The following is a 12,121-nucleotide window of genomic DNA, read 5'->3' on the forward strand; positions in this document are numbered from 1 at the left end:
CTTCTTTTTCAAAGGCTTTCTTTGCACATTCGTCAATTGCATCCTCACTTATAAACGGGGCCATCGACACCAGTGCACCTATACCTTCTTTTTCAAAGGCTTTCTTTGCACATTCGTCAATTGCATCCTCACTCATAAATGGAGCCATCGACACCAGTGCACCTATACCTTCTTTTTCAAATGCCTGTTTTGCAAATCTGTTTATGATCTCCTCACTGACAAAGGGGGCTATGGACAGGAGATCGCTTATTTCAACTCTGTCCTTTACATTCTCAATAAATTCATTAACTTGCTCCGTTCTGAGTAATGGTGCGATTTCCGAAATCTCTTCGAGAGAAACCTCATTATGTTGTAAATAATCCTTAGTTGTATTAACCAGCATATTTTTAAGTATTTGTGTCCCTTTACCTTCGTCGAGAATCTCATCGATACTTACATCGAAAATTTCTGCGATTAGAGGAAGTTTAGAAATATCAGGCATCGTTTCTCCTCGTTCCCAATTACTTACCGCTTGGTAACTGATACTAAGTCGGTCAGCTAGACCCATTTGGGTAATCCCTGATCTTTTCCTTAACTTCGCAATATTCCTGCCTACTTTCGACATATCAAACACTATCATCACCCCTTCGTTCATGATACTTTCAGTGTATCTATTACTCTCAATTTTGTATATCAAGTTATGCTTGAGTTACAAGTATAACTTGATGTGGCTTCCAACCGATGGTATAAGCTTACTGGCTGAAAGCGTAATATGAGGTCACTATTACCCGCAACTAACCACTGAAGTTGCCAACACGCTCTACTGCCCGTTACTTCAATGAGCAATAAAGAGCCGCGTTAGAGCAGCTCCTGCGCACATGTTACCCGTTAGCATACCTTCTTGAAACAATTCGTCAAAGTTGCACACTAATTTCTATAACAAAGGGAACCAAACAAACTACAAATACATATAGATGCCTATAGAGTTTTTAATGACTATGTACTTGTTCGGTGCAGCTGTCGTGTCAATGCTGAACTTTTTTAGAAAACAACTTCTCTATCTTCCCTGAACAGGATGCAAACATTTCCGCAAGCTTATGCTGCGAGGGAGGTAAGTAATTTGCCGTTTAAACCACATCCCAATAATACTGCTATTGTAATCACAGACCCACAAAATGACTTTATGAGTCCTGGGGGAAGAGGCTATCATCTGACTAAAGGAACTATTGAACGAAATAATACTATACAAAACCTTGAACTATTAATGAGAACTGCCATGAATAAGGGATACCAACTTTTCATATCGCCCCATTATTTATACCCTCATGATTATGGCTGGCAATTTACAGGAAATGAACAAAAGATGCTATTAGGTCTTAGAATGTATCAAGTGGCAAATGCGTACACACCACCGTCATTTGGAGCTGATTTTGTTCATTCTTTCAAACCTTATATTTTTGATAGAAGAACCGTCATTGCAACTCCTCACAAGGTTGCCAGCCCACAAACAAATGACTTGGAATATCAGTTACGACAACATAGAAAAGAGAAGATAATTATTGCAGGGGTGCTTTCCAACGTTTGTGTAGAGTCACATATGAGGCATCTAATCGAAACTGGTTTTGAAACAGCTGTTGTATACGATGCCACCGCAACAATTAGTGAAGAGGATTTTCAAGCTGCCGTTACCAATTATAAAGTATTTGCCAGTGCTACTTGGACGACACAGGAGGCTATTTCAAACTTATAAATCAGTATCCCCAATGGTAATTTCCTATACAACTTGTCCGAACTGTCACCAAGTGGTTGTTTGGTCAGAATAAGGGCTTGGAATAACGGATGAATTTAGATAGCGCAACCCCCTCTAATCTGTTCGGAGGGGTTATTCTTGCTTTGCACAAACATAAAGGAGCCATTTCCATTCTTCAACTAAACTGCCCGTTAGCACAACGCGGCTGCCGATCCATGCCGGCAGCCGCGTCTTAGGTATTTATTAAGCTATAGTGTCCCGTTAGTGCAACAACAATATTGGATCTAACATTTACAAATCATCAACATGTTCCCGTCTGGATCTTTAAAATTAAACCAATGACCATTCTCTATATCAGTGATAATTTCAATTTTACGGTCTTTCATGAATTGATAAGCCATATGTATATCGTCAGTGTTAAAATGGAAGGCAGGTTCTCTAAAGTATGAATCCCCATTGTAAATATTGCTATCTAAAACGAGGTTTAATCCATTATTATCCATTGGTATACAACAAAGATGTCCAGCGATAATATCAAACGTAGGTTCTAGACCAAGAATGGAACAATACCATTCCCTTGCTTCTCTAATGTTACTCACTGGGATAAAAACGGCTCCCACTTTACTTAAAATAATACTCACATTTTTCACACTCCTTAATTATCGTAATATCAAGATATATAATATATTGTACCATAACATTTGGTAAAATAAGGGCATTCGTTTATTTCTTTAAACTGCCCGTTAGCTTAATAAAACAAGGAGCAGCTGCCGTAGCAAACTGCTCATCGCTCTGTTCAACTAACGTGTCCCGTTAGCTTAACCAAATTCAGGTATGACATCGCTATTGACTTACAGGTATTTCAAGCGTGGTTCTATCAGGGTATAATACAAATTCCCACACTTTTCCGTCATCTCCCTTGTAGAAGAAAGAATACATAAAAGCTTTTTCCTTCTGGAAGTTAATAAATAACTGGTTTACAACATTGCCATCGATTATATCTTCGTGGGCTACCACATCTAATCTTCGTTCATAGTTTGTGTCCTCATTGGTGGTATCATAAAGCCATAGTAGGCCACCATCTGCATCACCTGAGATATAGTCTTTTCCAAATCTTTTTTCTACTTCTGACTTCGAAAGACCAATTTCTGCTTTTTCCTTTACAAACTCTTTATCTAATGTTCTGGCTGATTCACCTGTGCAACCTGAAAATACAAAGATAACAACAAAGACTAGACAGGCAGTGAGTAACTTCCTCATAGTAGTCCTCCCTTGGCAAGAAAATAATCCCATTTATGTTGACGCTATTAATACAATTATAGTTGCGTATAACTGCCCTTCCTTCGGTTTTAAGGGTTTATTTCAATTATAGGTCTTATTCAATTATCCTGCCAGTTAGCGTAAAACGCGGCTGCCGATCTATGCCGGCAGCCGCGTCTTAGTTATTTATTAAGCTATAGTGTCCCGTTAGCTTAATTAATTACCGGTGCAATTCTAATGGCCAACCTGCGTTTTTTCTGCAAAATCGCACCAAAATTCACTCAAGTTTAGCAATACTAATGAATGTATCGATTAGATGATGGATAATAAATTAATGAACAAGGTATATATCTTGAGGATTAAAGATTGTTTGTATAATATTATAAATAAATAGGATTTTGTAACGAAACAGATTGAAGAGATCCAGTTAACCTTTGATGAGAACGTTGAGGAATACTTTCAGACAATTGACCCTTCTGCTGATGAAGCAGATGGGTCTTCTTGTGTTCCTAAAAATAATATCCATAAGAGTGTGCAGTTTACAATAGTAATCTGATCATTGAACATCTAGTATTAAATATAGTGAAATGACACATTTGGCGGATAAGGCGTACTACGGGTTGTTTATATTATCCTCGCATAATTTTTTCGAAATGGAGAGTTTATGAAAAAGACTATTGTTTTTGTATTAACGATACTTATATTATTCTCAGGATTCACAACACAAAGTTATGCGTCGTTGTCAGATACGCAATCTGCGGCAATACAAGCGTTGCTGGATGATGCCAGTCGTATATCAGGTGTGCCGGGAATGTCAATCTCAATACTTGCTGATGATGAAGTGTTCTACTTTTCTTCCGGGTATGCAGACCGTGAAAGTGGGTTGTCTGCAAGTGAAAATACACTATATGAGTTGGCCTCGGTCAGTAAAGCTTTTACCGGCATGGGTATTCTGCTGTTGGAAGAGCAAGGTCTGCTGTCAATGACTGACACTGTCCAAAAATATTTACCTTGGTTTACGTTAAAGTATCAAGGGAAACCTGTTGATATGCAAAGCCTTACACTCAATAACTTTCTTCACCATACTAGCGGCCTAACAAATGCTAGGCATACTCAAAATATTCCACAAGGCAATACGCCAGATTTGCTGCAAAAGACTGTGGAAATGCTGGTAGATGCTGAGTTGGCGTTCCCTCCCGGTGAACAGTATAACTATGGAACCGTTAATTATGACGTATTGGGCTTGGTTATTGAGATTGTGTCGGGACAAAGCTATGAAGACTTTATGAGGGAACAGGTATTTCAGCCGTTAGGTCTTCACCAGACGTATGTTTATAAAGAAGATGCTCAAGCCACCGGACAGTTGGCACAGGGCTACCATTCTTCCTTTTTTATGACAACTCCATATAACGCGCCGGATTATTCCGGGAATAAACCCGCAGGCTACATCATTTCTTGTACAAAAGATATGGCGCGTTGGATGGGCATACAGATGGGTATTGTGCAGGACATACCCGAAATATTCCATACGGTTATCGAAAAATCACATCAGGGTGATATGTCTGTTCCGGCTGTCAATGAAATGTATTATGCGGCGGGCTGGTCGGTAAACGCCAACCAAACGATTATAGAGCACCCAGGGGGCAATCCCAATTTCGGAACCGAAGTGGTCATAATGCCAATTGAACGAACAGCCGTCTGCTTGCTGACCAACGGCGCAAATATCAATAGAAGCATGGTACTAAAAGTCAAAGATATATTAGACGGCAATCAAACGCAGTCATATGAAATAAGCGGCACACAGCTTTTGGACATCATTTTATCGTCTACCACAATTATTCTTTGCCTATTGGCCGTTCTGTTCTTTCTCTTAGGATTACGCAGAAGGAAAACGAATGAGCGGCAGCCAATGACAAAAAAGCGAATAATCGTAACAGCTATTTTGCTGATTGCTACGATTGCCCTGTGTATAATGTGCTGTGCATTAGATTGGTCAACGATACTTATTTGGCAAACATATAGTGTTCTTACAGCTTTGATTTCGTCGGCATTATTAACAGCAAGCATTACATGGTTTGTATACACTCACCGATATAATGCCTCGCTCCGAAAATAAGCATTTTGTTCGTTCGCCTTATTGGATTATTGTGAAGTAGACATTTGATAACAAACAATGTTAGCACAAAGGGAGTGTCTGCACACTCCCTATTTTTCGCCGTTACTTATGGTAGGGTTCACCGCAAATGATCTCAAACTATCCTGCCCGTTAGCACAACGCGGCTGTCGATCCATGCCGGCAGCCGCGTTTTTGTTTATTTATTAAGCTATAGTGTCCCGTTAGCCATCCATGCCTCGCAGAACGCTCGGCACCACAGAGAATGAAAGTTAATCCGTTCTTTCATAGTAGTTTAATGCAAAATGGTTATTCATTAGTCAAGTTTAATAATCTTATCAAAGCAGTATGATTCCTTGTCATAACCATTATGCTCATAAAAAGCATGAGCGTCGGTTCGCTTAAATCCGCTACATAAAATAATACTTGATATTCCCATTTCTTTAGCATAATTTTCAGTGTGTTTTAGTAGTTTTGTACCTATCCCACTATGCTGTAATTCCTTTTTAATAGCAAGCCCTTGAATATGTAAATAACCAGTCGAAGACCCTACTGATAACGCGTGAACTATAGTGACAAAACCAACCACATCATTTTCAAATAATGCAACGAATGTTTTGTAATTTCCTTCCTTATTCATGTCTTCCATAGTAACTTGAAAGTTTTCACTATTAACATTGCGAACTCCAAGTACATCGTTCCATAAAAAAACAACTTCAGTATAATCATTGACTACAATTTCTCGTATCTTAATTTCCATACCCTACCCCCGTTATTAAAAATATTCACGAACTAAGGATTCGACAATTGATGAAGCAAACTTTAGAAAACGGCAGTTGAATGGCTGCCGATACTCTGTCTATTATTGATCTATCGTGTCCCGTTAGCCACCCATGCATCCTCTACAATGCACCACAGAGCATGAAAGTTGACCCGTTCTTTCATAGTAGTTGAACAGATAAATTGGATTTTCAAAGTATTAACTTTTTCTATTGGATAATTTCTTATAAATACAGACAATTGGAAACCACAAAATAATGGCGTGGATGAGTCCGATAAACGACGCAATTAATACGCAAGCTGGAAGGATTATCATACCTGCTTTAACGCCACTCGCAATTACTTTTTCGCCACTTTGAACAACTATTTCATTCGTAAAGAAAGAAGCTATCAGTAATACAATACCAACAATCAAACCAAAAATAGTATAAATCAAAACTGTTTTCCGTATGACTTTTTTCAACATCTCAAATTCTTACTCCATTCCGTTTGTTGATATTTAATTATTCGGTGAAATGGTTAAATTATCCTGCCCGTTAGTTCAATAAAATGAGCAGACTGCGGTTGTCTGCTCAGCAATGTATAGTATTCATCTATCGTGTCCCGTTAGCTTAATTCCGAAATCCTCGGGCAGACCGAGGGGCGATAGCCCCAATGCTTGAATATGGTGTTGGTATATTAAGCTCATCCCAGTTCATCGGGGATGAGCTTTTCTTTTTATACTTAAAAGATTAGCACTGGGTTAAGAACGAATGTGGTGTTGGGACTTAGACCTCAAGTGTTTCAGCCCTAGCAATGTTAATACCCCGATTTAGTTGGTTGGGCCTAGAGCCCGTATCACCGTGCCAACCTGTGGAGAACATTTGTTTTGGGTTCTAGTGTCATCCAAGGAGGTCATATGAATCAACCTGTTTTAAGTATCGATATTGCGAAGGGAAAGAGCGTTACCGCTGCCTTCACTTCCTATGGCGTACAAGTGAAAAAGCCCTTCTCTTTCTCCCATTCACCTGATCATGTTTCGTCATTGCTTTCAGTTCTTGTTCTGCGCCGATAATCACGGAGTGCAGGCTCATGGCTTATTTCTCTTCTGCAATTTCAAAATAAACGATTTCGCGTAATTGAATGTGATGCGTTTTGCCAGGAAACGGCTTATTAATAGAATACAAGATATTCAACTCTTTAAGAAAGTTAGGAACCAACATAGTTATTCGATTTATATTACTTTATAAATGTATCGCACATCCATTTATAAAATTTTTCCTTCTCTTCAAATTGTGGATAATGAGCTGACTCCTCGAAAGAAATGAACTCCTTGTGATCCCCTTCAATCATATCAAAATATTTTTTTGCTGCATTAGATGATGCCATAGCGTCGTATTTACCCATTACAAAATAAAATGGTAAATCAAGCTTTGTGACTATATTAGGTAGTGGCTTATCAAAAGTACCTTTTACAAGTTGTGCTTGTGACATATTAAGTCCATTGCTATAGCGAATTAAATCTAACAGATTATATTCACTACTTAATAGCATCTCAAGTATATTGCCATCCGGTATATTGATAAGTCTTGTAGCGCCGCCGTATTTCCCTACATAATTTCTTGGAGCTACTGCCTCTCCATTATGTACTTTTTCAGTGAACCCCTCTAAATACTTCACATCTTCTGTATTTCCGGCTTTTTTCGCTTCATTTATTGTGTAATTCAAATTATCAATTTCACTTTCTTGCATATTACCCAATTGACCAATCCCAATATAGGTTTCATATTTTTCTGGTGCTTTATAAGCAGCCATTGTTCCTAAATATGTACCGTAAGAATGACTTAATAAGATCACTTTCTCTTTACCTAATCGTTTCGAGATATAATCGGTAAGTTCTAATAAATCATCTACAAGTACATCTGCCGTTAACTTAGAATAATCCTCATTAAAATGATATGATTTACCGCTTCCTCTTTGATCGTAATTAACGATAGTGAAATCCTTTTCTAACAAGTTTTGGTACTCAGCTGCATAAGGAATTTCGGGACACCCCGGCCCCCCGTGTACATAAATAATGACCGGGTTATTTAGATCACGACCTCTAATCATGATTTGCTGTTTCGTACCATTGATCTCAACTTGTTCTAGAACACTAATACTGTTATCCCCTTTTATACTCGAAGTCCATGTGGGCCTGAAAAACGCGATTACCAGTATGATAATAATAAATACTCCGATATACATTATTAACCTCTTTATATTTTTCATCTAATCCCTCCTTACTCAATATTCTACAAATAAAAAGTAATATACGGTAGTGCCGGTAAGTCACTAATAAGTCATAAAAAAAGTGTAGACAAAGTCGATTTAACTTCATCTACACTCTCTTACTCAATGTTTCTTATCTTCTATAAGACTCTCTTCCATTGCTTTAGTAATAGCGGAAGATCTGTTTTTTACATTCAATTTCGAATAAATGGCAGAAACATAATTTTTCACAGTTCCCATGGAAAGAAACATCTTTTCTGTAATGTCTTTATTGGACAATCCTTGGGTTAAACATTTGAGAACTTTGATTTCTTGATTATTTAAATCATAGGGATGATTCATAGCGTTATGGTCTTGTTCCGAGTGAGAGTTATTATTTAATTGTATTTGTCCAAACACCTCTTTTGCTAATTGCTGAGGAATGAGGGAACCCCCGTGATACACCATTTTAATTCCCTGAACTAAATATTCAGGATCAACAGCCTTTAATATATATCCCTCTGCACCAGCATTTAAGGCATTCAACACATGAGTGACATCTTGAAAAGTAGTAAGGATGATCACTTTTATATGGGGCCAACGTTTTTTTATTTCTTCTGTTGCCTTAACCCCATCCATCACCGGCATTTGAATATCCATTAAAAGAATATCAAGGTTCTCCCTTTCGCATAAAGCAATTGCCGCTTCTCCATTTTCTGCTGTTCCAACAATCTCAATGTCAGAAATATTTTCAATCACAATTTTTAGACTTTTTCTTAGAATCTCTTGATCTTCAACGATTGCTGCTTTAATCATGATCATTAAACTTCCTTTGCCATAGGTATGCTACACGTGATCCTCATACCATTATTCAATTTAGAATCAAAGTTAACCGTACCCGCTAATGCCGATATTCGATCTTTCATGGAGCGTAAGCCAAATCCTAAATTCAATTCATTACAACCATTCCCATTGTCTTCAATAAGAACAATCAATTCTTCTTGTTTAAACGAAATATTTATTTTAATAAAAGTGGCCTGACCATGTCTTTTCGCATTTGTAAGTCCTTCTTGGATACAACGAATAATGGCAAGCTTTACTCTTTCACTGACTTTGGTCGCTTCCCCTTCAACATTCAGTTCTATATCTGTTGCCGTATGTTTCATAAAATCATCAATTAATTCTGTCACTGATTCAACAAGCGTTCGATGACTCGTTGGCGACATATGGTGAATTGTTTTTCTTACATCGTTCAAGCCATTTCGTGCTAAATCTGAAATCTCTTTTATACTTTTTTCTGCTTCTAATTTATCTGCCTTATATAGAAAAGGAAGGGCATCTAAGCTTGTTATGACCGATGTGAAAATATGACCAACTGTATCATGCAAGTCTTGCGAAACTCTATTGCGTTCTTCCTTAATCGTCAGTTCCTCAATTTTTTTTGCGTAATATTCCAAATCCTTATTTTTTTCCTCAATTGAGGCAATTAACTCTTTATTAGCTTTGTTGACAATGGTCATCCTTCCTAAACAAAACCCAATACCATAAAAAATAGTTGTGTCAATGCAGAGTTTAAAGAAATCCTGATTCGTGAAGAGACTGCCTGCCCATGTACTAGCTAATACGGCGAAAGGTCCTAACCAAATTAATGGCTTGACTTGACAGGCATAAGCAAGAGTAAGGATAGGTACAAGTAGAAAACTGTAAGTCACTGATATATCATACTGACTCGATAAGTAAATAAACAAAGAACCCGTTAACAACACCTCAGCCATTAAATAATATTGGAATTTAATAAGCCTAGGCCGATAAAATAGATGGGGTATTATATAAGAGCAACTAGCCCATAAAAGTATAATCCACTTTTCTGAACCAATCGTACTAACGAATATCGCGTATCCATTAAAAGAAAACCATACCGTACGCATGAGAAATAGAAAATAGTCGGGCCAATGCCATTTTCTTTGATCACTCATTTTCGAATCATGCCTGGAGATGATAAATGTAACTGCATTATGAACCTTACTCCCCTTTGTGAATTTTGTATTTTCCTATGTTAAAGCCTAAGAAATCAAACCCAATGAAGTGTTTCAATATCAACTAAAGGATATAACTTTTTTTGAGGAATTGTCTATACTTTAAGGGAATAGGTCTTTTTATTGGAGCCCCAGGAGCAGGAAAATCTTTTACCATGAATACAATAACATCATCCATTCCTTTTGATTAAAGTTAGTTTACAACTTAGAGTTAGCTCTAAGTCAAGTTAATAAAAAAACCTGCACCGATAATAACGGATTGCAGGTATATACAAACAGATGGAACAAAAAGGTAAAACACCGTGTTCATCCAGTGAAGTGTAGATAAAACCGTGCAACTTTTTATAAACGCTATAACTTTTTTCAAAATGGTACATCTATCTTTCAATTCTACAAAAGATGTCTTATGAAAATAAAGTCAATTGAAAATTCGGCAATACAGATTTTCCTTGCACTGTACGTCTCCATCCCGATAATATTGCGGATATAGCAACTACCTGTATGGTGTTCCAATACGCCAGCCTCCTCATTTCATCTCAACTTCCAGTTTAGGTGAATTCGGCTAAAGGCAAAGTTTTTTAAAATCATGCTACGTTCACTATCGGTTCGGTACAACTGACCGCATGCCGCATTAATGTCCGATCCGAATTGTGACGCCGCCCGGCCCAGACAAGAGCATATATCGTTAAAGGACAAGAACATGTATCAAAAACCGAGAGATACCTGAAATATTCGTTCGACCTTTTAAACGACAAAAGCTGCCGGATCCGACGCCGGCAGTTTTGAACTATCCTGCCGTTACATCAATGCGAAAGGGAGCAGCTGCCCGTAGCGGTCTGCTCCCTGGTTGTTTGAACTATCGTTCTCCGTTAGCTTAATGAATTGTGATACGGTTCTCTGTGTAGTCAGTAAAGTCAGAATTAAGGGCACCCGATCGGGTGCCCTTTGTGTAACGTCATATCCTACCTGGAAACTTTAGTACACGTTTTCTACTAGTGGCCGCGATGCTTTTCTTTCGCCTTTTGTAGCTTCATTTCCCATTTAAGTGCTTTATCTGCTTCCCGTTGCTGCTTGGAGATGTCCCGTCTTTCCTTCTTCCGCTTCTCATACTCCAACTGTAGAGCCTCTTGTGCGTAGGTTGAGACACCTTTCCTTTTTACTTCACTTGCAGCCTTCCTTGCTATCCGTTTCGGGCTAACCTTCTTCGCTGCAGAAAATTTGACAGCCACCTCTTGTGAAAGTCCGCTTACAAGCCCCCACATCTCTTTATTGATGAAATTTAGGATCTCCTCGTCCTTCGGCTCTGTACCAAAGATATACCTAGCTGCTTTCAACTTTCCTTGCTCCTGTTGTTCCATAACTCCAACCCAATACTGACCATCGTAAAAAACAGTAAGCTTCATATAAATCCCCCTATTTCATGAATCGAAACGATGGACATCCCAAGGGGGGAAGGCTACTGACATAGCACTCTTATGAATAAGAGTTGTCCATGTGCCTGGACTACCAACCAGACTGTGTTTTCTCGTTCCATGAAAAATTATACATGCCTTGCTGCTTAGTATCAATGATGGACTTAAACTAGTTGGAGCTGGTTAATTTGAATAATGATTCGGATAAAACACATGGCAATGAACGAAGTATTCTGTTCTTTACCTTCAAAGTTTATTTCGGTTGATAGCTCTACCTCCCATTAGTAAAAAAAGGCTGCCATATGGCAGCCTACATACAATTGAACTAACGTGTCCCGTTAGTTTAATTACACTTGCATTATCACCTAAAGTCGTAGTCGTAGCTGTGTAGAGATGAGGGGAGTGTTGAAATTCTCACCCCAGTGGTTTCGCAACAACAACCACAATAGAGGTTCTTTAGGCCGTATTTCGTTCATATAACGATATGTAGTTTCGTTAGATTTAAATCGATATCTTTTTCGCTACTATAACGCTCCCCAGTTTCGTTAGCCGAATTTAGATA

The 12,121-nt window shown here is 38.2% G+C and carries 12 protein-coding genes; 3 read left to right on the forward strand and 9 right to left on the reverse strand.

Features of this window, described 5'->3' with window-relative positions; all coding sequences use genetic code 11:
• Positions 1-634 (reverse strand): helix-turn-helix domain-containing protein (locus tag AC3WU2_RS25555; protein ID WP_492457795.1); only part of this gene is annotated, 634 nt, incomplete at its 3' end.
• Positions 635-1,099: 465 nt separating this feature from the next.
• Here AC3WU2_RS25555 and AC3WU2_RS25560 point away from each other — a divergent pair.
• On the forward strand, positions 1,100-1,729 hold the full coding sequence (locus AC3WU2_RS25560; RefSeq protein WP_492457796.1) for a cysteine hydrolase family protein: 630 nt from the start codon (positions 1,100-1,102) through the stop codon (positions 1,727-1,729).
• A 284-nt stretch (positions 1,730-2,013) separates the two neighbouring features.
• Here AC3WU2_RS25560 and AC3WU2_RS25565 read toward each other — a convergent pair whose 3' ends face one another.
• Positions 2,014-2,370 carry a VOC family protein gene (locus tag AC3WU2_RS25565; protein ID WP_492457797.1) on the reverse strand — a complete coding sequence of 119 codons (357 nt, stop codon included), beginning with the start codon at positions 2,368-2,370 and terminating at the stop codon, positions 2,014-2,016.
• A gap of 202 nt (positions 2,371-2,572) precedes the next feature.
• The gene (locus AC3WU2_RS25570; RefSeq protein WP_379345257.1) at positions 2,573-2,989 is read right to left on the reverse strand and encodes a hypothetical protein; all 417 of its coding nucleotides are present in this window, start codon (positions 2,987-2,989) and stop codon (positions 2,573-2,575) included.
• 664 nt (positions 2,990-3,653) lie between these two features.
• Between AC3WU2_RS25570 and AC3WU2_RS25575 the strand changes: the two genes are divergently transcribed.
• Entirely contained in the window at positions 3,654-5,105 is a 1,452-nt protein-coding gene (locus AC3WU2_RS25575) for a serine hydrolase domain-containing protein (RefSeq protein WP_492457798.1), read from the forward strand.
• 313 nt (positions 5,106-5,418) lie between these two features.
• Here the strand turns inward: AC3WU2_RS25575 and AC3WU2_RS25580 are convergent, their stop codons facing one another.
• Together AC3WU2_RS25580 and AC3WU2_RS25585 are read right to left on the reverse strand one after the other, a co-directional pair.
• Entirely contained in the window at positions 5,419-5,862 is a 444-nt protein-coding gene (locus AC3WU2_RS25580; RefSeq protein ID WP_492457799.1) for a GNAT family N-acetyltransferase, read from the reverse strand.
• Between the two features lie 219 nt (positions 5,863-6,081).
• Positions 6,082-6,348: a hypothetical protein gene (locus AC3WU2_RS25585; RefSeq protein ID WP_492457800.1), complete on the reverse strand. Its 267-nt coding sequence runs from the start codon at positions 6,346-6,348 to the stop codon at positions 6,082-6,084.
• A 432-nt stretch (positions 6,349-6,780) separates the two neighbouring features.
• On the opposite strand from AC3WU2_RS25585, the gene AC3WU2_RS25590 reads away from it, so the two are divergent.
• A complete protein-coding gene (locus AC3WU2_RS25590) occupies positions 6,781-6,936 on the forward strand; it encodes a hypothetical protein (RefSeq protein ID WP_492457801.1) in 156 nt (51 codons plus the stop codon).
• Between the two features lie 164 nt (positions 6,937-7,100).
• Here the strand turns inward: AC3WU2_RS25590 and AC3WU2_RS25595 are convergent, their stop codons facing one another.
• The 4 genes from AC3WU2_RS25595 to AC3WU2_RS25610 form a co-directional block, all read right to left on the reverse strand.
• A complete protein-coding gene (locus AC3WU2_RS25595; RefSeq protein WP_492457802.1) occupies positions 7,101-8,132 on the reverse strand; it encodes an alpha/beta hydrolase in 1,032 nt (343 codons plus the stop codon).
• 123 nt (positions 8,133-8,255) lie between these two features.
• Positions 8,256-8,927: a response regulator transcription factor gene (locus AC3WU2_RS25600; protein ID WP_492457803.1), complete on the reverse strand. Its 672-nt coding sequence runs from the start codon at positions 8,925-8,927 to the stop codon at positions 8,256-8,258.
• Between the two features lie 5 nt (positions 8,928-8,932).
• Positions 8,933-10,087, reverse strand: a complete 1,155-nt coding sequence (locus AC3WU2_RS25605; protein WP_492457804.1) for a sensor histidine kinase — start codon at positions 10,085-10,087, stop codon at positions 8,933-8,935.
• A 1,052-nt stretch (positions 10,088-11,139) separates the two neighbouring features.
• Entirely contained in the window at positions 11,140-11,550 is a 411-nt protein-coding gene (locus tag AC3WU2_RS25610) for a YjdF family protein (RefSeq protein ID WP_018759789.1), read from the reverse strand.
• Between the last annotated feature and the right edge of the window lie 571 nt (positions 11,551-12,121).

It is taken from the genome of Paenibacillus sp. EB106-05-06-XG162 (assembly GCF_058791655.1).

Excerpts from the sequence above, each read along its gene's own strand:
- AC3WU2_RS25570 (WP_379345257.1), bottom strand. The coding sequence starts at position 2,989 with ATGAGGAAGTTACTCACTGCCTGTCTAGTCTTTGTTGTTATCTTTGTA.
- AC3WU2_RS25575 (WP_492457798.1), top strand. The coding sequence starts at position 3,654 with ATGAAAAAGACTATTGTTTTTGTATTAACGATACTTATATTATTCTCA.
- AC3WU2_RS25580 (WP_492457799.1), bottom strand. The coding sequence starts at position 5,862 with ATGGAAATTAAGATACGAGAAATTGTAGTCAATGATTATACTGAAGTT.
- AC3WU2_RS25585 (WP_492457800.1), bottom strand. The coding sequence starts at position 6,348 with ATGTTGAAAAAAGTCATACGGAAAACAGTTTTGATTTATACTATTTTT.
- AC3WU2_RS25590 (WP_492457801.1), top strand. The coding sequence starts at position 6,781 with ATGAATCAACCTGTTTTAAGTATCGATATTGCGAAGGGAAAGAGCGTT.
- AC3WU2_RS25595 (WP_492457802.1), bottom strand. The coding sequence starts at position 8,132 with ATGAAAAATATAAAGAGGTTAATAATGTATATCGGAGTATTTATTATT.
- AC3WU2_RS25600 (WP_492457803.1), bottom strand. The coding sequence starts at position 8,927 with ATGATTAAAGCAGCAATCGTTGAAGATCAAGAGATTCTAAGAAAAAGT.
- AC3WU2_RS25605 (WP_492457804.1), bottom strand. The coding sequence starts at position 10,087 with ATGAGTGATCAAAGAAAATGGCATTGGCCCGACTATTTTCTATTTCTC.
- AC3WU2_RS25610 (WP_018759789.1), bottom strand. The coding sequence starts at position 11,550 with ATGAAGCTTACTGTTTTTTACGATGGTCAGTATTGGGTTGGAGTTATG.